General features: G+C 37.6%; 19 protein-coding genes. 6 read left to right on the forward strand and 13 right to left on the reverse strand.

Going from position 1 to position 19,923, the window contains the following annotated elements:
- Positions 1 to 32: 32 nt before the first annotated feature.
- Together ACZZZW_RS16970 and ACZZZW_RS16975 are read right to left on the reverse strand one after the other, a co-directional pair.
- Positions 33 to 620, reverse strand: a complete 588-nt coding sequence (locus ACZZZW_RS16970; protein ID WP_082458786.1) for a molybdenum cofactor guanylyltransferase — start codon at positions 618 to 620, stop codon at positions 33 to 35.
- A gap of 117 nt (positions 621 to 737) precedes the next feature.
- Entirely contained in the window at positions 738 to 1,382 is a 645-nt protein-coding gene (locus tag ACZZZW_RS16975) for a Crp/Fnr family transcriptional regulator (protein WP_463495150.1), read from the reverse strand.
- Between the two features lie 235 nt (positions 1,383 to 1,617).
- On the opposite strand from ACZZZW_RS16975, the gene ACZZZW_RS16980 reads away from it, so the two are divergent.
- Positions 1,618 to 1,818 (forward strand): hypothetical protein, encoded by a 201-nt coding sequence (locus ACZZZW_RS16980; RefSeq protein ID WP_055910391.1) that lies wholly within the window; start codon positions 1,618 to 1,620, stop codon positions 1,816 to 1,818.
- 138 nt (positions 1,819 to 1,956) lie between these two features.
- Here the strand turns inward: ACZZZW_RS16980 and ACZZZW_RS16985 are convergent, their stop codons facing one another.
- Genes ACZZZW_RS16985 through ACZZZW_RS16995 form a run of 3 tightly spaced genes read right to left on the reverse strand, consistent with a single transcriptional unit; the run spans position 1,957 to position 6,925 of the window.
- On the reverse strand, positions 1,957 to 3,255 hold the full coding sequence (locus ACZZZW_RS16985; RefSeq protein ID WP_463495152.1) for a PepSY-associated TM helix domain-containing protein: 1,299 nt from the start codon (positions 3,253 to 3,255) through the stop codon (positions 1,957 to 1,959).
- A gap of 36 nt (positions 3,256 to 3,291) precedes the next feature.
- Positions 3,292 to 4,539: a DUF4374 domain-containing protein gene (locus ACZZZW_RS16990; protein ID WP_055910385.1), complete on the reverse strand. Its 1,248-nt coding sequence runs from the start codon at positions 4,537 to 4,539 to the stop codon at positions 3,292 to 3,294.
- A gap of 16 nt (positions 4,540 to 4,555) precedes the next feature.
- A complete protein-coding gene (locus ACZZZW_RS16995; protein WP_055910382.1) occupies positions 4,556 to 6,925 on the reverse strand; it encodes a TonB-dependent receptor in 2,370 nt (789 codons plus the stop codon).
- A gap of 272 nt (positions 6,926 to 7,197) precedes the next feature.
- Between ACZZZW_RS16995 and ACZZZW_RS17000 the strand changes: the two genes are divergently transcribed.
- Positions 7,198 to 7,779 (forward strand): DUF4142 domain-containing protein, encoded by a 582-nt coding sequence (locus tag ACZZZW_RS17000; protein WP_055910380.1) that lies wholly within the window; start codon positions 7,198 to 7,200, stop codon positions 7,777 to 7,779.
- Positions 7,780 to 7,827: 48 nt separating this feature from the next.
- On the opposite strand, the gene ACZZZW_RS17005 is transcribed toward ACZZZW_RS17000, so the two are convergent.
- Together ACZZZW_RS17005 and ACZZZW_RS17010 are read right to left on the reverse strand one after the other, a co-directional pair.
- Positions 7,828 to 8,211 carry a LytR/AlgR family response regulator transcription factor gene (locus ACZZZW_RS17005; RefSeq protein WP_055910377.1) on the reverse strand — a complete coding sequence of 128 codons (384 nt, stop codon included), beginning with the start codon at positions 8,209 to 8,211 and terminating at the stop codon, positions 7,828 to 7,830.
- 212 nt (positions 8,212 to 8,423) lie between these two features.
- Positions 8,424 to 9,101, reverse strand: coding sequence for a competence protein CoiA family protein (locus ACZZZW_RS17010; protein WP_463495156.1), 678 nt, complete (start codon positions 9,099 to 9,101; stop codon positions 8,424 to 8,426).
- A gap of 221 nt (positions 9,102 to 9,322) precedes the next feature.
- Between ACZZZW_RS17010 and ACZZZW_RS17015 the strand changes: the two genes are divergently transcribed.
- From ACZZZW_RS17015 to ACZZZW_RS17025, 3 genes are all read left to right on the forward strand, one after another.
- Positions 9,323 to 9,541 carry a DUF6965 family protein gene (locus ACZZZW_RS17015; protein ID WP_055910370.1) on the forward strand — a complete coding sequence of 73 codons (219 nt, stop codon included), beginning with the start codon at positions 9,323 to 9,325 and terminating at the stop codon, positions 9,539 to 9,541.
- 176 nt (positions 9,542 to 9,717) lie between these two features.
- Positions 9,718 to 11,805: a phosphate acetyltransferase gene (gene pta, locus ACZZZW_RS17020; protein WP_055910367.1), complete on the forward strand. Its 2,088-nt coding sequence runs from the start codon at positions 9,718 to 9,720 to the stop codon at positions 11,803 to 11,805.
- Between the two features lies 1 nt (position 11,806).
- Positions 11,807 to 13,003, forward strand: coding sequence for an acetate/propionate family kinase (locus tag ACZZZW_RS17025; protein ID WP_463495159.1), 1,197 nt, complete (start codon positions 11,807 to 11,809; stop codon positions 13,001 to 13,003).
- Positions 13,004 to 13,049: 46 nt separating this feature from the next.
- On the opposite strand, the gene ACZZZW_RS17030 is transcribed toward ACZZZW_RS17025, so the two are convergent.
- Positions 13,050 to 13,433: a VOC family protein gene (locus ACZZZW_RS17030; RefSeq protein ID WP_055910362.1), complete on the reverse strand. Its 384-nt coding sequence runs from the start codon at positions 13,431 to 13,433 to the stop codon at positions 13,050 to 13,052.
- 173 nt (positions 13,434 to 13,606) lie between these two features.
- Complete coding sequence (locus tag ACZZZW_RS17035; protein WP_463495161.1) at positions 13,607 to 14,083, reverse strand: DinB family protein; 477 nt, start codon at positions 14,081 to 14,083, stop codon at positions 13,607 to 13,609.
- Positions 14,084 to 14,194: 111 nt separating this feature from the next.
- On the opposite strand from ACZZZW_RS17035, the gene ACZZZW_RS17040 reads away from it, so the two are divergent.
- A complete protein-coding gene (locus ACZZZW_RS17040; RefSeq protein ID WP_463495163.1) occupies positions 14,195 to 15,268 on the forward strand; it encodes an aminotransferase class V-fold PLP-dependent enzyme in 1,074 nt (357 codons plus the stop codon).
- Here ACZZZW_RS17040 and ACZZZW_RS17045 read toward each other — a convergent pair.
- Genes ACZZZW_RS17045 through ACZZZW_RS17060 form a run of 4 tightly spaced genes read right to left on the reverse strand, consistent with a single transcriptional unit; the run spans position 15,265 to position 19,921 of the window.
- Positions 15,265 to 16,239, reverse strand: coding sequence for an L-histidine N(alpha)-methyltransferase (locus ACZZZW_RS17045; RefSeq protein WP_055910353.1), 975 nt, complete (start codon positions 16,237 to 16,239; stop codon positions 15,265 to 15,267). The genes ACZZZW_RS17040 and ACZZZW_RS17045 overlap by 4 nt on opposite strands.
- 7 nt (positions 16,240 to 16,246) lie before the next feature.
- Positions 16,247 to 17,398, reverse strand: a complete 1,152-nt coding sequence (gene egtB, locus ACZZZW_RS17050) for an ergothioneine biosynthesis protein EgtB (RefSeq protein ID WP_055910350.1) — start codon at positions 17,396 to 17,398, stop codon at positions 16,247 to 16,249.
- Positions 17,398 to 18,969 (reverse strand): ABC transporter permease/substrate-binding protein, encoded by a 1,572-nt coding sequence (locus ACZZZW_RS17055; RefSeq protein ID WP_055910347.1) that lies wholly within the window; start codon positions 18,967 to 18,969, stop codon positions 17,398 to 17,400. The genes egtB and ACZZZW_RS17055 overlap by 1 nt, the downstream gene beginning before the upstream one ends.
- Positions 18,962 to 19,921, reverse strand: a complete 960-nt coding sequence (locus tag ACZZZW_RS17060; protein WP_055910344.1) for an ABC transporter ATP-binding protein — start codon at positions 19,919 to 19,921, stop codon at positions 18,962 to 18,964. The genes ACZZZW_RS17055 and ACZZZW_RS17060 overlap by 8 nt, the downstream gene beginning before the upstream one ends.
- Positions 19,922 to 19,923 lie beyond the last annotated feature (2 nt).

The following is a 19,923-nucleotide window of genomic DNA, read 5'->3' on the forward strand; positions in this document are numbered from 1 at the left end:
TCTTATGAATAGTCATTTAACTAAAGTCAGGATTACTTTAGGTCGTTTATTTCCTCTTTTGAATTAAAATTTCCAAAATAATGGGAATCCTCATCTGCTATAGCAATTTCGCATACATGTAATTTGCTTAAAACATATTTCATGCTGTGCCTGCCTAAACCTCTCCTGTTAAATAGTTCAATAATTTTTTTTAAGCCTTGAGCTTTATAAATTCCACATAAGGGTTCTTGCTGAGCATCCTTACTGAAAACGTAAGCATCGAAACCATCATCAGTTTTAAACGCTTGCATAAGTTGTTGCAATAAATGCGTTTCCATCATCAGCATATCGCAAGCTAAGAGAAATAAATCTTCGTCAGGATTGGATAAATGAGCGGAAAGCACACCCAATAATGGCCCTTTTACATCAGAAAAATGGTGATCTACAATTAGATTTTCTTTTCCGAAATAATCGGTATAGGTTTCTTGCTGCAATGGGTTGACAGAAAATTGAACCGATAAATTCATAGTACTCAATTTATCGTATGCAATTTGTGCCCAAAGCTTATTTTGATGGCAGAGTAAACCTTTATCAGTGCCCATTCGTAAACTTTGCCCTCCACATAAAATGATTCCTAACATAAGATGCTGATAATTAATTTTTTAAGCGCAACTATCACTTAATTTGATTTTTATAAAATAAATTATCCCTCAGTGTGGCACCAATCTATTTAAAAATCTAAAGATATAAAACCATCGTTATTTACTACTCAAATCAATCAGGCCAACTTCATTTAAAATACCAATCTGTTTGCCGTTCACTATAATTAATTTTTCTGCAAGCAATTCATTCATCGTCCTAAAAACGGTTTCGTAAGTTGCACCGGTAAATGCGGCTAAATCCTGACGGCTTAATGCCAGGTTTAAAAATCCATCTGCATCCAGGCCAAATTGATCCCTCAATCCTAAAATGGCAACCGCTAACCTGCCTTTAACAGACATTAATGCCAGGTTACGCATTTTCTTTTCTGAAGAATGTAACTCATCAGCATAAAACATTAATAAACTATAAGCAAATTCCTGGTTTACCTTTATTGTGGCTTTAAAAAAATCGATGTCAACAAAACATAGTTTAGTGGTTTCTAAAGCGGTTGCTGAAATTGGATAAATATCAATGCTGCTGCTGATTCCCCGATGACCAAATATAGCCCCATCATTGGCAAAACGCAAAATCAATTCTTTGTCGCCCCACTGTTTATGCACTTTTACATTTCCTGAAGTAACAAAATATACCCCACTTACCGGATCGCCTTCCCTGATTATAACCTCCCCTTTTTTTGCAATGAAATTTCTTTTATGATTTGCAATAGCAGGATGCCATTCTTTTAAAGAAAGTTGGCACATAAAACAGGTTTTAAGATCGCAGCTGTTATTTTTCTTCATGTTTGTTAGGGATGTAGGGTAAAAATAACAAATGATTGCACATTTTTATCCTGGGTTGTGCTTTTTATCTGTTCTTCACTATTGTTGAAAATTTTTTAAGAATAAAACTCATTGAAATAGAACACTTAGCGTTATTTACATCCATAATTTGCATAAAGAAGTTTAAACATAAGCCTCCAAATCATAATTTTGTGTTATGGCAAATACAAATGTTAGAAAATCAATCCAAAATAAGATCGAATCCTTAGGTAAGGAAATTGAAACCTTACAGGCAGAATTAAAAAGATGGGAAAAAATTGCAGCCGATTATGAAACCAATTCGGAAAGCATTGATTTAATTTTATCAATCCAATTACCCGAAAAACCTGAACCTAAAGCAAAAAAGGTAAAATTGTAAAAAACATTAAAAAAGAAAACCCGAATCATTTCCGGGTTTTCTTTTTTAATCACTTTGAATTTATTTAAGGTTCCAGCGAGAAATATGCTGATCCCGATTATTCGCAACAACAATACGGTTGCATAAATGCAAAAGACATTATTGCAAAACTTCTTCAACCTTTTTAACTGGGATTTTCGCCCTTGGCTTAAAACCCCCAGTTTTATTATCACCTTCGGTTAAAACGGGTTCTTTCTTCTTTTTTTTCTTAAATTTTCTACCATACCAAATCAGGAAACCCGTTATTGGCAAACTTGCACCAATAAGCGAAGCTAAAAATGCCAGTACTTTGCCTGGAAAGCCTAAAATACTTCCTACGTGAATATCGTAGTTCATTTTTCTAAGTTTGCCACCAAAATCTGCTTCTTCATAAGGAATTGAATAAACCCCTTCGCGTTTAAATTCTTTTAAAGTGTGTTGATCAAAAGTATAACCCTGGTTGTTGTAAAACTGGCCGGTATTGGGATAAACTGTAATGTTAATCGTTGCTTTTGCTTTTGATGTATCTGGAAATGTATAATAGAATCCCTGCGATTTAGGATGACGGGTAATCACTTTTTGCCAGGCCAAATCCATTGCTTTTTGTGGTGTGTAGAATTTTCCAAGTGCTAAAGAGTCAGATTCCAAACGTTGGAAATCGCCTAGTTTTTCGCCTCCTGAAGTTACCCAATATAAACCTTCACTGTACCATTTAATGCCATATACCATACCGGTTAAAGCGATAAAAAGCAAAAAAATCAAAGAATAAAAGCCCATAACATTATGCAGATCAAGATTTACCCTTTTAAATGAAGCACCCCACTTAATTTTAAAGCTCTTATCACGGGTAGATTTGTTCCATTTTTTTGGATACCACCAAATCAATCCGGTAATTAATAAAACAACAAACACCATGGTGCCGTAATTTACAATCGGCCGCCCGATGCCAAAAGGTAACCACAAAAATCGATGACCGTTAAGGATAAATCTAAAAAAATCAACCTCTCCTTTTTTGTGCACCACTTTGCTGATTACTTCCCCTGTATATGGATTAATCTTCAAACTTGTGCCACCGCCTCTTCTTCCTTCGTCTTTCTTCCCTCTTAGATTCAAGTTAATTGCTCTACCCTGCTGATACTGTGCATAAGCAGGAACTTTTTCAGGATAAAGCTTAAAAGCAATCGCACTGAGCTGCGAAGGTGTAATAACAGGCTTATCCTGCTTTTCTATTTTGGTTTCGGGTTCTAAAAAACCTGTAATTTCTTCATTAAAAACCCAGATACAGCCTGTTATACAAACAATAAGAACAATGACTCCGGATATAAGGCCAAGCCAGAGGTGAAGCCATTTATTGATCCGGTTAAATAATGAATCTTTATTTTTTTTCTTTGCTGGAGTAGTTTTGTTTACCGTTGCCATTGTTCTGTTTTGTTTGTTGAGGTGATAATTTTGCGGTTATTTTAAATGTTGAACAGCTGTAATTACTCCGCCTTCAACTTTTAAGCCTCTGGTTGCAGTTGCTGTAGCAGCATCTATTTTGTATACGTAGCTGGTACCATCTGTTAAATTGAAACCCAGGTAGGCCAGTTTTCCATCTTTTGGGGTATAGTTGTTTGTAGTAATGCTTGATATGGCTGTTTCTGCAGGAAGGCCAGATACTTTTTTGAAGGTTTTATCAACCACGTTTAAAACGCCAATCGTTTTTCCATTTACATAGGCACCTTTGTTGGCTTTTAATACCGCATTTACGATGAAATTATTACCACCAATATAAATCCAGTTGGTAATTACATAACCACCTGATACAGATTCGAAATCAAGGAAATAGGTTAAATCGAATTCGGTTGTACCAGCTTTGATTTTTGTAATGGCAGATGGTTTGGTAGAGGTGATTTTAGAATCAGTAAGCACATCAGGGGTTTCAGTATTATCGTCAACAGCTACTGAGCTCGAAAACGCATAAACGTCTCCATTTTCTACTACACCCAATCCATCGGTAAAATATCTTCCTATAAAACTGGTACGGTCGTCTTTAATTACTTTCTCCAATTTCATATCTGGATAAGAATAAACAGCTATCCATGCCGTATTTGGATATTTTGTCCAGAATCTGCTTCCGTTAATACAGAAAAACGGCGCATAAACCTTATTTCCAACCTGTTTAATCCAGCTAAAGTGAGCAATTTCTCCATTGTTTGCAGGTGCCAGGGCATCTAGTGTACCTTCGCCTGAAATTAAAAGGCTGTTGGTATTTACACGGTAAAAATTAGCTGTTGGGGCGGTTAGGTTTCTGGGAATTTTAACCAATAATAAGTCATCATTAACCGGTGCAAAAGCCTGTACGGTTTCGGTTTGGAAATTTGAAACCTTATTTAATTTACCAGCTAAAATATTGTAAGTGGTTACTGCTCCAGGATTTCCCTGTCCGTAAAGCATACTGAAGAACTTATTGTTGTGGGTAACATAGTAACGGTAAGTTCCATCTTGTTCTACACCGTTTCCGGCAGTAGAAATGGTTCCTTTATCCAAATCGCTGGCAGTAAGCAAGTAATCTGCAACACCGGTAGAAGCAACAGGAGTTACCGCCAAAATATAATTCCCAGGGTTTTCGGGTACATTTTCACCTTCTTCTTTTTTTGAACAAGAACTAAGTACCGCAGCGAAAGCAAGCGCAATAAACGCTTTTGTAAAGTTTGTTTTCATATGAACTGATTTTATTTTAATTATTGATTTTATTAATGAAATATCTAAGATTGAGGTAGAATGCCCTACCTGGTTTTTGAAGACTAAAATTATCGAAGAGTTCGGCATTGGTAATGTTTTTGGCTTCAAGGCCAATATTATAGCGGCCTTGTTTTAAACTGTACACAAAGTTTAAATCATGGTTAAACTGCTGTGGGATCACTTTTTTATCACCTACAGCTCCCTGACTTGGCCAATAAAGCCAAAAAGCATGAACATATAACAGGTTATAGCCAATAGAGAGGTTATTGCCTTTGTGGCCAACGTTTTTTAATGAAATAGAAACATCACTATTGCCATACAGGTAAGGAATGTTTGGCATCTGATCGAGATACACATTACTTACATTGGTAAACTTTTCGCCTGTGCTTGGATTAATTTCATACTTCTGCAGATTTTTAAGATTCTGATAGGTTACGGTAGTACCAACGCTTAACCAGTTTTTATACGAATACCTGATTTCGGCATCACCACCTACCGTTCTTACCCCATCGCGGTTATCGGCTACCAATTTCGATTGATTCTGATTTAACCTGTTGTAGATAAAATTAGTGGCATTGCGGTATATGGCATTGGCGGTAAAAGAGAAATTGTGATCTTTATTTAAAGCAAAGCCATAGCTGAGGCCTAAATTAAAATTGTCGCTTTTTTCTGGTTTTAAACCTGGGTTTGCATCCTGGTTTTCTACATCACCAAAAATCTCCTGCGCTTCCGGCATCCGGTTGGTAAGCTCATAGGATGCTTTTAACTGCATATTCCGGTTTACAAAATAAGTTACCGCTGTACCATAACCCAACCGCTCAATATTGTTTTTACCAGCTGTGCTGCCATTTCCATTAACATTCGCCTGGTTAATGTATTTCCCGAACAATGTTGCACTCCAACGGTCTCTAACATCGAAACTATAACCAAGGCCCAATACGTTCTTATTGGTTTTACGGGGCCTTTCATAATCTGCATTTGTGGGATTTAACTCATCACTTCCCTTACGGTTAAAGGTTGTAAATACATTACTTAAGGCTACCGATTGGTGATCATCTATTTTATAATTCAACATGGTTGTTGCCAGGCCATTGTTGTTTTTGTATTTGTATAAACTGCGCGAACGCTCGCCATTTGTTCCGTTTGGTTTACTGTTTCCGTACCAATCGTAGCGTACATTTAAAGTATCTATATTTTGTTCGGTACCTAAATTGTAATTGGCATTAATTGTTAGGTCTAAACCCTTAATCAGGTTCTCTTTTTTATATTTTAGTGTAGGCATAAGAATGTTGCCCCTGCGGTGCCAACCACCAAAAACAGAAACCATCCTGGCGCCAGTTTGAATTTCCTTATAATTTTGACCTACTGTTATGCCAAACAAAAGCTTATCTGCATAACTTTTACCCACAACACCTACATTTGCAATTAAGGTTTCGTTATGGTAAGTATCATTAAATCTTCTTAAAGCAGCTTTTGGCGCGTAAGCTCCAGTATAAATGTCAGATGCTTCTACATTCACTTTATAATCATTATCCGAATAATTCTGGAAAGCGTTTAATTGAAAAGTTAAGCCACTTCTTGATGTTACTGCTGCATTAATTACGCTCCTATGCGTATTAAATGAGCCAAAAGAGTAAGAAGCATCGATATAATTGCGGTAACGATCGCCAGTTACAATGTTAATAGCACCACCCAAAGCATCTGAACCCAGCCACATCGGCACCACACCTTTATACACCTCAATTCTATCAGCAATGTTGATTGGAATATTATTGATCTGAAATGATGAGCCAAAATTATCCATCGGGATGCCATCGATAAAATAGCGCACATGATTACCTGAAAAACCATTTAATGAAAGGTTAAAATTCGAACCAACGCCTCCCGATTCCCTCACCCTTATACCCGCTACACGATCTAATGCACCAGAAATATCAAGCGTGGTGTTGTACAACTTCTTAGCGTCGACAGCTGTTACGTTAAAGGCCTGCCTGTTCACTTCCTGACTGGATGTTCTGCCGATAACGTTTACGGTTTCCATCTGCTCTGAGGATTCTGACAAGCTAAAATTTAAAGCTATTGTTTGTCCTTCAGTAATAGTGATTTCCTTTTTTTGCGTTTTAAATCCAATGGCAGATACCTGTAGCGTATAGCGACCAGAAACGATATTTAAGATTTTAAACTCACCTCGTTGATCCGTTAAAGTACCATAATTGCTTTTGTGGATTTTAATTGTAGCCCCTGGAAGCGGAGTTCCATCACTGGTTTTGATTTGCCCCGAGATACCCGAGAGTCGATTTTGGGCAGAAGCAAAAATTACACAGGCACATAGCATGCCCAATAGCAAAATTTTCTTAATTTGCATGGCTTTTAATGGAGATTAAAGGTGAGCCGGATTTCCGGTTAGCCACACGGGTCCGAACCGTGTGGCATTTTTATTTTTGGCAAATATAGCCTCTATTTAGATCAAGTCCAAATAACAATTGCAACATATCTGTTTTGTTTAAGCCTTTTACCTGCGAAAAAGATTATATACAGCTGATAAACTGAACTTTACTCCTCCTTAAATAATTAGAAAAAAGTTAAAAACCGTTTACAGCATGTGTATGTTATGTACATACAACAAAACCAGTAAATATGAAAAAGTTAATGTATGTAATGGCAATTTCTGCCCTGGCTTTTCAGGCCTGTGGCGGCGGAAATAAAGATGCCAAAGAAAGTGCCGACAGTTTGAATATGGCAAAAGATACCACCACCAATGCTGCTGCAACAGGCGGAATTGCGGTAGATGAAGCCGATTCTAAATTTACCACTCAGGCAGCCGTAGGTGGTATGGCCGAAGTGGAATTAGGTAAAATGGCATTAGAAAAAAGCAGCAACCCACAGGTTAAAGAGTTTGCAACCATGATGGTTAAAGATCATGGTATGGCAAATACAGAACTGATGGCCATTGCAAAACAAAAAAACATTACATTACCAAGTACTGTTGATGATGAGCATAAGAAAAAAATGGACGACCTGAGTAAAAAAACAGGAGCAGATTTTGACAAAGCTTATGTAAGTGCAATGGTAGACGGACACAAATCGACCCTTAAATTAATGGAAGATGAATCCAAAAATGGAAAAGATGCCGACCTAAAAGCATTTGCTACCAAAACAGCACCAATTGTACAAACCCACTTGGTGATGATTAACAAAATTAATGATAGCATGAAATAGGCTATTCTTACCTTTTAAAGTGGTTGTTTACAACCACTTTAATTTTTATTATCGCTTATCTCTCCTCGTCAGTTCCAAAATTGTCGAATTTATTTTCTCAAAGGTTATGGGTTTTACAATAAACCTGTCGCAATATACATTAAAGGCATCAAGCGCATATTTTTCGTGGAAGGTAATAAAAACAAGGTATTTTACATGATCCCTCAATAGTTTCGCAATATCCAATCCTGAAACTTCCATCCCGATATCAAGGAACAAAAAATCTATCTCCTGCATTTCTCTAATTGCTAAAACCCCATCAATTGGGTCTGTAAAAGTGGCGGTAACATTTAGGTTTTCAATTCGATCGATAAAATTATTTAAAATACTGATACTAATTTCGTCATCATCTATAATGATGCATGTTTGTTGAGCGGCATTAATTGAGTGCATTATGATTAAGCGTTTTGCTTAATAAGCCAAGAAACATGCCTAAATCTTTTCAAAAAAGCCTGTAGGTGTAAAGAATAATTTTAAAATTCGATTTTATAGTTATTTATTAAAATCGAATCCATTAAAAATTCTGTTAAAAGTCATTTTTACCGAATAATTATGTACTTAAAAAATTACAAATTTGTATTAATACACCTTAACACGATCATTTCTTATTGTTCGGGAGGGGTATGCCAATTGATAAAAGTTTTTCTGCTAATCATTTTTAAATATGGATAATTTCCATTTGATTGCTTTCTTTGTCTAAGTTCATATAAAAAATGTCCACCTAAGTCTACAATTATTTTCGCAGTAGCTAAATACCATACACTATGCGGTTGTTTCCAACAGAAAGAATATAAATCAGAAGTGAATTTAATATCCTTCAGTTCCGGATGATAAAAATTGAGTATTTTAGGATTTATAACACCCTGTAATACATCGTTTTTCCTTACCATCGATAAATGATCGGAATGGCAAAATTCATAATCGGCAAGTTTCGGATCATCTACATCAGGTAAATGTTTCAAAATTTTAAATCCTTTAAACTTTTTGCCATTTAATACCCAAATCAAATTTGGATAAAAGGCTTCCCTGCTATTTAATTCGGCAACTGTAATTGGCGAATTTTGAAATTCGATGGTATACCCTGATGGTGTAAAAACATCTGCGCGATGAATATCGGTATTGGCGGCATCATAAAAAGCAACTTCTCTGAATGAGGGTGGAAAAGCCAGTTTCCAATCGCGGTGCCAGGCGGTTTCTTTGCGGTAATATACTTTTCCAAGTGATGAAACATCCTGAATGATCTCAGGATGAGGGATATTTTTATTCACTTCACTTTTGTTCATTCTTCATTAAGGATTAGAATGCTGGATAATTTAATTAGGGAATTGCAAATTTAAACTAAAATTTTTAGCACCAAACAACATTTAAAAAAAATAACCATTAGAAGAGCAATCACTCAGAACAGGAATTCCTGTTAAAATTTATTTAGATGAACCCGAGACAGATAAGCGATAAAGCTTCATTTTATTTCACATCAGTTGTTTCATAATGATAACTTTGCGTTATGACCATCCAAGAAGTACAGCAGTTAGAGGATTTTTTTACACAGGCCGGAAAACAACAGGTTCCTATTTATCTTAACCAAGCTACCATAATTACAGATTATGAACATTTCCTGGAAAGCCATTTTATGCCGCTTCGGCTTAATCCGGATGCAAAAGTGAATTTACCGCTTATTCACAGGCTAAAAATGCTGAAGTTACTTATCGAATCGAACGCTTAAAGGTATAGCTTCTCCCCTTTTTGATCATTAAATCTATTGTTGTGGCGATATCTTTAAAGTCATTTTAACGGCAGTTTTTCATTTGCATTTAAAACTTAAGCTGCTTTAGTTTTTAAAATAAATATTTCCAACTATATTGGCCATTGTTGGTTATTCCTATAATTGATCCCTATTTTATGACTAAAAATATTTTTATTGCTTCAGCCGAACCCTACACCGGAAAATCAGTAATCGCTTTCGGCATGATTAACATGTTGTTGGCAAAAACTCAAAAAGTGGGCTATTTTAAGCCTATTATAGCACAGGATGACCCAAATCAAAAAGATGAACATGTAGAAGCCATGCTTGATTATTTTTCGCTTCCTGTTAAATATGAGGATGCTTTTGCTTTTACCCGGCAAGAAATGCTGCATCAATCAGAAGATAGCGGAATAATTATCAATACCATCATTAGTAAATATAAAAAACTAGAAGATAATTATGATTTTACAGTAATTGAGGGTAGCGACTTTTTAGGCGAAGGCATGGCTTTCGAATTCGAATCGAATGCTTTAATGGCCAAAAACCTTGGTGCTCCTGTATTAATTGTGGTATCGGGAAAAAACAAAACGGCGAGCCAGCTTTTTAAAACTGCCATTAACATTTACCGTAACTTTTTACTGCGCGATGTACAGGTTTTGGGCGTGGTGGCCAATATGGTAAATCCTGAGGAAGCCGATCGGATAAAACAGGCTTTAACCAACCAATTGCCTGCTGAATTGCTAATTGCAGTAATCCCTACCGAAACAGGACTGCAAAGCCCAAGCATGAAAGAAATTGCGTTGGCTTTGGGTGGCGAGGTACTTTTCGGATCTGAATTGCTCGATAACCAGGTTGATAACTTTGTTACCGGAGCCATGATGTTGCCAAACTTTTTAAGGCACATTAAAGATAATCTCTTGATTGTAACGCCCGGCGATCGTGGTGATATCATTATTGGGGCTTTACAGGCTAATTTATCAGCCAATTACCCAAAAATTGCAGGGATTGTTTTAACAGCGGGCAGTTTACCTGATGAACCGATTATTAAACTGATTGAAGGTTTACAAACCATTATTCCGATTGTTTCGGTACAGAAAGGCACTTTCGAAACCACCACTACAATTGGTGGTATCCATTCAAAAATAACGATTGAAAACAAGAAAAAGATTGCCACAGCGATTGAGCTTTTCGAAAAATATGTAGATATAAAAGCTTTAGACGATAAAATTATCACCTTTAGCTATCAGGGCATTACGCCGCATATGTTTCAATACCAATTGGTTAAATGGGCCAAACGTGATAAAAAACATATTGTTTTGCCTGAAGGAAATGATGAACGCATTTTAAAAGCGGTAGAAAAATTAATTGCGCAAGACATTGTAGACCTTACCTTATTGGGCGATCCGGTTGAAATTACCAATAGCATTAAACGATTGGGATTGAATTTAGATACCAATGCGATAAAAATCCATAATCCCGGTCAGTCTGCGCATTACAATGATTATGTAGATACGCTGCATGAGTTGCGTAAGGCCAAAAATGTAAACCTGGAAATGGCAAGGGATATGATGACTGATGTTTCTTATTTTGGTACCATGATGGTTTACAAAGGTGATGCTGATGGAATGGTTTCCGGAGCGGTGCATACTACCCAGCACACCATCAGGCCTGCATTGCAATTTGTTAAAACCAAACCGGGAGTTTCAGTGGTTTCTTCGATATTCTTTATGTGTTTACCCGAGCGTGTGGCCATATTTGGCGATTGTGCGGTAAACCCCAATCCTACTGCGCAGCAACTGGCAGAAATCGCCATTTCGTCAGCAGAGAGCAGTGCGAAATTTGGCATTGAGCCGCGCATTGCAATGCTTTCTTATTCATCCGGAACATCTGGTGAGGGTGAAGATGTAGAACGAGTACGCGAAGCCACCGCCATTGTTAAAGCAAAACATCCGGAACTGAAAATAGAAGGCCCAATACAATATGATGCCGCGGTTGATCCACTCGTGGGTAAGCAAAAACTTCCGGGATCGGAGGTTGCAGGACGGGCAAGTGTACTCATTTTCCCTGATTTAAATACGGGTAACAACACTTACAAAGCCGTACAACGCGAAACCGGTGCATTGGCCATTGGCCCTATGCTGCAAGGTTTAAACAAGCCAATAAACGATTTAAGCCGTGGTTGTACTGTAGATGATATTTTTAATACCGTTGTAATTACAGCGATCCAATGTCAAGATATTTAACATGAACATTTTAGTAATTAATTCAGGAAGCAGTTCCTTAAAATACCAGCTTTTTAAAATGCCAGAAAAAGCCCCTGTTTGCAGTGGTTTAGTAGAACGTATTGGCATTGAAGGTTCATTTATAAAACACACCGTTTACAAGGGAGCAGAAAAACACAGTATTGAAGAAACTGGTTTTATTGCCAACCATGGAGAAGGTTTAAAACAAGTGCTCTCCTTATTAACGGAAGGATTACATGCGGTAATTAATAGTCCGGATGATATTGATGCCGTTGGACACCGTGTAGTACATGGTGGCGAAAACTTTTCGGGTCCGGTAATTATAACTGATGATGTAAAAAAGCTGATCAAAAAGCTATTTTCGCTGGCACCGCTCCATAATCCTGTTAATTACAAATGCATAGAGGTAGCAGAACAAACTTTTGTTAATGCAAGGCAAATTGCAGTATTTGATACTGCGTTTCATCAAACCATACCCGAGCAGGCTTACCGCTATGCCATTCCGGAATGGTATTATAAAGAGCATAACATCAGGGTGTATGGTTTTCATGGTACAAGCCATAAATATGTAAGCGAACAGGCTATAAAATGGTTAAACAAGTTGCACAGTAAAATTATCAGTATCCATCTGGGCAATGGCTGCAGCATTACAGCCATAAAAGACGGTAAATCTATCGATACCAGTATGGGTTTTGGCCCGTTAAGTGGATTAATGATGGGTACACGTTCCGGAGATATTGATCCTTCGGTTATTTTCCATTTAATGGAGCATGCGGGTTATACATTGGAGCAATTGAGCACACTGGTTAATAAACAATCAGGGCTTTTAGGTGTAGGTGGCTCGAGCGATATGCGTGATATCAAAAAATTGGTAAGCGAAGGAAATCAAGCGGCTGTTTTAGCCCTAAAACTGTACGCTTACAGGATTAGGAAATTTATTGGTGCTTATGCAGCAGTGTTAAATGGTATTGATGCGGTGATATTTACTGCGGGGGTTGGCGAAAATGATAGCAATATGCGAGAGGCTGTATGTGCTGAACTCAATTACCTTGGTATTGAACTGGATCAAGATCAAAATATTGCCTACAAAGGCGAATTAAAAGAAATTAATACTGTTAATTCGAAAGTTAAGATTTTGGTAATACCCACAAATGAAGAATATGAAATTGCTTATCAGTGTTTTGAACTTTTAGCATAATGAATCCGAAGTTGGCCTTGTGCGAACTTCGGAAGTGTTAAAGCTTTTAAGCCGTTTCCAGAATAGATAATATATTACCGGAAGGATCTCTAAACCAGGCAATATTTGGTCCTCCATTTCCGCGGGATATACCTTTTTCATCTGTTTTAATCGTGTCCTGATTGTAAATCTCGAATTGCACCCCCTTTGCTATAAGTTCATCCACTGTTTGATCTATATTATCAACCGGAAAATTAAGCACAGTAAACGTTGCCGGAACGTGATTGGGCTTTGGATATAGTAATACATTAGTTGAGCCCGATATTACTAACTCAATCAATCCCATCGGGTTATCTTTAACCTCAATACCCAATATACCCTGGTAAAAATCTTTTGCTTTCTGTAAATCATCTACAGAAAATGAGCTGAATGCTTTGGAATTTTGTAACATAGTTATTTAATTAATTCAGTTATGTAAAATCGCATGATTAAATGTAGCGGGTTATTTTTACAAATTTTGGTTGCATAAGCGTCAATAATAAGGCCTGAATGAGACATCTTTCTCAGCGATGTTGTTGTGAAATACAAACAAATTTAAATCCATGTAAATCCGTGTTGAAACACCTAACTTTTCCAGGTCCCCAATAAACGCCTGATGACTACAATTTCAGCAACATGATAAGCATTATGATCAGCAATCTGCAAAGCTTCACGCAATACACTTTGTCCATCGCCATGTGGAATTGCCTCAAATAAATCAGCAGCATCCAAAAGCGCAATAAATTCATTTAAATTACTATCAATCTGCTTCAGTGTATTGTTCCAGGCTGCTTTATCTGTTGGAGCAAGTGCTTTAGGCCAATATTCATCGGGCCATTTTGGCGATTGGTGCGAACCGTCTTTACTAAATTCGAGCATATCCCATTGGGCAATTTTTATGTGTTCTACCAGTTGCCAAATGCTATAAGGCAAATTATGGGGCTTTTCTCCTAATAAATTAAATGGCAGATCGGCAACGGCATCTTTAAAACCTACATGGGCCCCTCCTCCATTTAATAGCTTTTTCAGTTCTGTAATCAGTATTGATGTTTGATTGTCCATAGTAACGTCTCGAATTGTATAAATAACAATCGTGTTTCTCATAGGTTTGTATAAAATTCAGTTTAAAAACTTAGACTGTTTGTTTTATACGTATTTCTGCTAATTTTGAGCATGAACCTATCTTTTCCGATCCTCGAAGCCTATACTTACCTCAATACTGCAAACGCTGGTATCTTATCTCAAAATATTGCTGATTGGAGAACCAAACATGATGACGATTTTATTGCCGGAGGAAGCATGTTCAGAACGGAAAACCTGCCATTAATCGATAAGCTGAGAAATACTATAAGCGGCCTTTTCGGATCAAAAACTGAAAACACCTTTCTTGTTCAAAATTTCTCGGTCGGGTTTAATACTTTGTTGGCCGGATTGGATAAAAACCATCGTTTTCTGCTATTGGAAGAAGAATATCCATCAGTGAGTTATCCTGTGCGCAGTGGTGGTTTCGAATACCGTACAGTGGCAATTGATAAAAATTTAGAGGAAAATATTATCCATGCAATTGATACTTTTAAGCCCACAGTATTTTCATTTAGCATGGTGCAGTACATCAGCGGATTAAGAATGGACGATGAGTTTATTCAGAAACTTAAAAGTAACTACCCTAAACTTTTATTAGTTGGTGACGGCACACAGTTTACAGGCACAACAGCGTTTGATTTTGAAAAATCAGGATTGGATGCCTTGATTGGAAGTGGTTATAAATGGCTTTTAGGTGGCTTTGGAAATGGATATGTTTTTCTTTCCGATCAAATGAAAGAGGCAGTTTACAGCCAAAAGAAACTGGCAGAATTACCAAATACTCCATTTTTGAAGGGAAAAACCCATTTATCAATGTGTTTTGAACCGGGGCATTTGGATACGTTAAACTTTGGTGCATTAAACGAAAGTTTAGCGGAGCTTGCTGCAATCGGTTTCGATTCGATTGAGAAACTGACACAAACGTTAAGCAACAAAGCCAGATTCGAATTAAATTCGAGGGGGTTAATTCCAGACTGGATGCTGGATAGAAAATACCAATCAACTATTATGAGTATGCCGTTGCATGAAAACAAAGTAAACCAACTTGCCGAGGCAAAAATAATATGTTCACCCAGGGGAACGGGAACCCGGATTTCGTTCCATTTTTACAATACAGAGGAAGATTTAAACCGCCTTTTAACAGTTTTGGATGGCAGAAATTAATCTACCTTCCAAATGGCATCTACAAAGTATTGATTTTGATCGAAAAAGCGTTGAAGCGGCTTAAAACCTGTTTTCTCAGCCAATTGATCGATATCAGCAAGTGAATATTTTTGTGATATCTCCATGTAAACATGTTCATTTTCAGCAAAATGTACGGCCTGGTTCCCAATGTTCACAATCTGGTTTTTTAAACTGATGAGGTAACTTTTACAGGCACCTGATGCAGGATCATAACTTGCATAGTGATCAAAATATTCAAGATTAAAATTACCATCGAGTTCTTTATTAATGCGGTTTAGCAGGTTAAGGTTAAACGATTTTGTAATACCCGCCTGATCATTATAGGCTGCAAGGATTTTTTGCGGGTTTTTCTTCAGGTCGAAACCAATAATTAAAAAATCGTTAGGCGAAAGTATCTCTTTTAATGAAATACAGAATTTTTCTGCATCGGCGATATTCATGTTTCCGATGTTTGCACCCATAAACAATACTACTTTCCTACGGTTTGATAGTTCTGCAGCCCTTTTGAGCATGTCAAAATAATCGCCATTTAAGCCAGTCATATTTAAGCCCGGAAGCTTTTTCGGAAGGTTTTCTTCAAGATCATCAATTACATGCGCTGAAATATCGATGGGTAAATAACTAAACTCCAAATTACTGCTCATCAATGAATTAAGCAGATGTATAGATTTTGTGGCATCCCCGGCTCCCAATTCAATCAGATCAAAAGAACTTCCATCTGCAGCAATTGCCTGCGAAAGCTGATCGGCCTGATATTGAAGAATCTCCATTTCGGCATTGGTTAAATAATATTCCTCCATATCCATAATCTGTTGAAAAATACGGTCTCCGGTAGCATCATAAAAATACTTGGAAAGCATAAATTTCGGTTCAGATTGCAAACCCGTTAAGGTTTCTTGGAGAAACTGTGTTTTTTGGTCGGTTGTTGTTTCGATAGTGGTGGTGGTCATATCTATACTATTTTACCAGGCGGAGGCCTGTATATTGCCATCTTAAAAGTGGGTGAAAGAAATTTCGATAAGTGATTCTCGAATGGTTATCGGGTGTAGCTATTGATGCGCCCCGAAGTACTTTTTGGTTAACCATAAACTTACCATTGTACTCGCCTATTGCGCCTGGTGCTTTGCTAAAACCGGGATAAGGCAGATATGCACTTTCTGTCCACTCCCACCGTTCGCCCCAGTTGAAGTTTTGTGCGGCAATTTCCCATTCGAACTCTGTGGGTAAACGCATTCCTTTCCAGCTTGCAAAAGCATAGGCTTCGTAATAACTAATGTGCGTTACCGGGGCATTTAGATCAACAGGTAAAAGGCCGCTTAATGTATAATTGAACCATTTTGCATCAATTAAGTGCCAATACATGGGTGAGGCAATGTGGTTGGTTTTTAACCAATCCCAACCTTCAGCATGCCAGTAATTAAAGTTTTCATAACCTCCGGCTTCAATAAATCGAATAAATTCGGCATTGCTTATCAGTGTTTTACTGATGGAGAAATTTTGCAGGTAAACTTTGTGCCTGTTCAGTTCATTATCGAAACTGAAATCATTTCCGTTATAGCCAATTTCGTAAATACCTTCTTTAATATCAATAAAACCATCATCCCCATTACTGTGATGCAAAACTTCCTTTTTAAGCGTAGAATATACCGGAAAGAGTGGATTATTGCCTAAAATGTATTTAATATCGGTAAGCAAAAGTTCCTGATGTTGTTGTTCGTGGTTAAAACCTAAAACCAATAAAGCTTTAATTTCATCGGCGATTGGTTGAGCTAAAAATTTTACCATGGCTTCATCCACGTAAGCCCTGTACTGGTAAATTTCATTTACACTCGGGCGGCTTAAATTTCCGCGGTCTGTACGGATTACCCGATTGCCTACAGTTTCATAATAACTATTAAAAACAAAACTATAGTCATCGTTATATACCTGGTAATTAACAGCAAACGGATTTAATATAAAGGTTTCGAAGAACCAGGTGGTATGCCCCAAATGCCATTTCGGAGGACTTACATCTGCCACAGGCTGTACCACATAATCTTCTGTTTGCAGCGGTTCGCAAATTTGTTCGGAGCATTTCCTTATCTCCAAGTATTCTTCTGCCAGTGTCATTAATTTTTATCTAGATAGTTTTTAAGATCTGTGATGGTATTAACATTCAGATCTTTTGATTGTTTTCGCCGCATCATTAATGCATAAGAATTGTTAAAACCAATAGGTTTAAGCCATTTGATTTTGAATTTCTTTTCAAATTCTGCCGATACATAATTGTAGGTTTTTTCTTTATCGTGGGCCATTTCTTTTGCTACTTTTGCATCTGGCTGCAGCAAAACCAGCAAGCCTGTTCCGGTATATTCAGGATAAAAATCGATCTGGTTATTGGTTAGTGCATCAAAACATATCTTTGTTCCACCAAGTCCAGTTTTGGTTGATACATCGTAATCTGTGTAGCCTTTAATCAGCATACTGTACATTTCTGCGAGGATATATTGCTCACCAAAAATTTTGGAACCAATTCTTATTGTGCCGTTATGGCCATTTTTAGGGGCTTTATATAACCCGATACTGATCAGGAAATCCTTAGCTACCCGTTCTGGAGACTGGTGCAGGTAATCCGTTTTATAGTTTAGATCGGTCATCGCAGCATCCGTAATTTTATCTGCAAGGAGATTTAATGTTTCCTCCAACTGAGGAAATTGCTTTAATGCTTCGTTCCGAACTATTGGTGCTGCGTAATATGGTGGAAAAATGTTTTTATCATCTTTAAGAATTTTAAGGTCGAAAGCTTTTAAACGGCCATCGGTAGAATAACCACTAATTACATCGAGTTCTTTAGCGTACGCTGCTTTATACATTACCGCATCACTGATTACGATGGTATGAATCTTTAAACCATATACCGATCTTAAGCCTAGATCTCCATCTTGCCTACCCATAAATTCGGGGGTAAATCCGGCTGTTAGCGTAGAACCATAAGCAGATGGGAGCGCGTAAAAACCACCTAAAATTAAAATTACAACAGGAAAAACATAGAGTGCCCGCCTTAACTTTTTAAAATCCATTTTCTGAATTAATGAAAGTAAAGCATCCAGAATAATTGCAAGCAGTGCCGCGGGGATTGCTCCTGCCAGGATCATGTTGGTATTATTAAGCGAAATGCCTCCAAAAATAAACTCTCCCAATCCGCCGGCGGCAATAAAAGAGGCCAATGTGGCTACACCAACATTAATTACCGTAGCGGTACGGATGCCCGCCAAAATTACCGGCATGGCTAAAGGCAATTCTACTTTTAATAAAATCTGACTTCTGCTCATCCCCATAGCCCTTGCAGCTTCTTTTATATGCTGATCAATACCAATAATACCAGTGTAAGTATTGCGGATAATGGGCAAAAGGGCATAAATAAGCAAGGCCACAATGGCGGGCTTGGCACCTATACCCAAAACAGGAATCATAAAGCCCAATAAGGCAATACTTGGAATGGTTTGCAGCACACCTGCAATACCCAAAACTGTACCCGAAAGCTTTCTTTTTCGTGCTATTAAGATACCCAAGGGCAAACCAATGGCTATGGCCAGTAAAAGCGAAATAAAAGTTAAACCTACATGCTGCAAGGTTTGGTTAAGCAATTTATCAGATTGCCCCTGCATAAACTGCCATAAGGTTTGCTGTTGTTCATTCATGCGGTTGCGAAGTTTGAAACTGATTAAAACCTTGTGTCAATTGCTCAAAAGTAACCGTTTTGCTTTCCTTATTATCTGCAGATATTAACAATTCATGCCTGTCGGTATTCCTCAGCAACTCCATAGCTTCCCATATATTAAGGTTTGCCGGAAAAGCTTTTCCATCTTGAAGTGTTCCTTTAGGTAAAAACGACCAAATATCCTGTATATTAACCACTTTAAATTCTAAAGCAAGTTTTTGACTGGCTAAGAATTTCTTCGCAAAATCGTTCACCGGTTGATAGAGCAATTGTTTTGGTGTACCGATCTGAATAATTTTTCCTTTATCCATTAAACAGATCCTGTCTGCCAGTTCGAAAGCTTCCTGAACATCGTGTGTAACCATAACAATGGTTTTACGTTTTAACTCCTCGAGTGCTTTAAACTCTTTCTGAATGCTGCTCCGGGTTACATTATCAAGTGCACCAAAGGGTTCATCCATTAACAATACAGCCGGGTTGGTAACCAAAGCACGTGCCAGGCCAACCCGTTGCTGCTGCCCGCCACTGAGTTGATGGGGAAACATTTTTAGTACATTTTCAGGAAGATGAAGTTTACCAATAAGTTCTTGTGTACGGCTCTTGATTTTCTCCTTTTCCCACCGCAACAGTTTCGGTACTACAGCAATATTTTCGGCAATGGTATAATGCGGAAAAAGCCCGATGTTTTGCATCACATAACCAATGCCTTTCCGCAATTCATCAGGGTTTTGATTGGTAATGTCGGCTCCATTGATGATAATCTGCCCGGTATCTGGCTCAATCAAACGGTTAATCATTTTTAAGGTAGTTGTTTTACCGCAACCACTTGTACCCAATAGTACGAGCGTTTCTTTTTCTTCTACTTTAAATGAAATGGTATTTACAGCCTGAGTATGGCCAAATTTCTTGCTTATCTCCTTGAGTTCGATCATAT

It is taken from the genome of Pedobacter sp. AC379, assembly GCF_979258145.1.

What these genes read in the sequence shown, in the direction of transcription:
- ACZZZW_RS17035 (WP_463495161.1), bottom strand. Translation starts at nt 14,083, where the DNA reads ATGGACAATCAAACATCAATACTGATTACAGAACTGAAAAAGCTATTA.
- ACZZZW_RS17055 (WP_055910347.1), bottom strand. Translation starts at nt 18,969, where the DNA reads ATGAATGAACAACAGCAAACCTTATGGCAGTTTATGCAGGGGCAATCT.
- ACZZZW_RS16985 (WP_463495152.1), bottom strand. Translation starts at nt 3,255, where the DNA reads ATGGCAACGGTAAACAAAACTACTCCAGCAAAGAAAAAAAATAAAGAT.
- ACZZZW_RS16990 (WP_055910385.1), bottom strand. Translation starts at nt 4,539, where the DNA reads ATGAAAACAAACTTTACAAAAGCGTTTATTGCGCTTGCTTTCGCTGCG.
- ACZZZW_RS17045 (WP_055910353.1), bottom strand. Translation starts at nt 16,239, where the DNA reads ATGACCACCACCACTATCGAAACAACAACCGACCAAAAAACACAGTTT.
- ACZZZW_RS17005 (WP_055910377.1), bottom strand. Translation starts at nt 8,211, where the DNA reads ATGCACTCAATTAATGCCGCTCAACAAACATGCATCATTATAGATGAT.
- ACZZZW_RS17015 (WP_055910370.1), top strand. Translation starts at nt 9,323, where the DNA reads ATGACCATCCAAGAAGTACAGCAGTTAGAGGATTTTTTTACACAGGCC.
- ACZZZW_RS17010 (WP_463495156.1), bottom strand. Translation starts at nt 9,101, where the DNA reads ATGAACAAAAGTGAAGTGAATAAAAATATCCCTCATCCTGAGATCATT.
- ACZZZW_RS17030 (WP_055910362.1), bottom strand. Translation starts at nt 13,433, where the DNA reads ATGTTACAAAATTCCAAAGCATTCAGCTCATTTTCTGTAGATGATTTA.
- ACZZZW_RS16980 (WP_055910391.1), top strand. Translation starts at nt 1,618, where the DNA reads ATGGCAAATACAAATGTTAGAAAATCAATCCAAAATAAGATCGAATCC.
- ACZZZW_RS17000 (WP_055910380.1), top strand. Translation starts at nt 7,198, where the DNA reads ATGAAAAAGTTAATGTATGTAATGGCAATTTCTGCCCTGGCTTTTCAG.
- egtB (WP_055910350.1), bottom strand. Translation starts at nt 17,398, where the DNA reads ATGACACTGGCAGAAGAATACTTGGAGATAAGGAAATGCTCCGAACAA.
- pta (WP_055910367.1), top strand. Translation starts at nt 9,718, where the DNA reads ATGACTAAAAATATTTTTATTGCTTCAGCCGAACCCTACACCGGAAAA.
- ACZZZW_RS17040 (WP_463495163.1), top strand. Translation starts at nt 14,195, where the DNA reads ATGAACCTATCTTTTCCGATCCTCGAAGCCTATACTTACCTCAATACT.
- ACZZZW_RS17025 (WP_463495159.1), top strand. Translation starts at nt 11,807, where the DNA reads ATGAACATTTTAGTAATTAATTCAGGAAGCAGTTCCTTAAAATACCAG.
- ACZZZW_RS17060 (WP_055910344.1), bottom strand. Translation starts at nt 19,921, where the DNA reads ATGATCGAACTCAAGGAGATAAGCAAGAAATTTGGCCATACTCAGGCT.
- ACZZZW_RS16975 (WP_463495150.1), bottom strand. Translation starts at nt 1,382, where the DNA reads ATGTGCCAACTTTCTTTAAAAGAATGGCATCCTGCTATTGCAAATCAT.
- ACZZZW_RS16970 (WP_082458786.1), bottom strand. Translation starts at nt 620, where the DNA reads ATGTTAGGAATCATTTTATGTGGAGGGCAAAGTTTACGAATGGGCACT.
- ACZZZW_RS16995 (WP_055910382.1), bottom strand. Translation starts at nt 6,925, where the DNA reads ATGCAAATTAAGAAAATTTTGCTATTGGGCATGCTATGTGCCTGTGTA.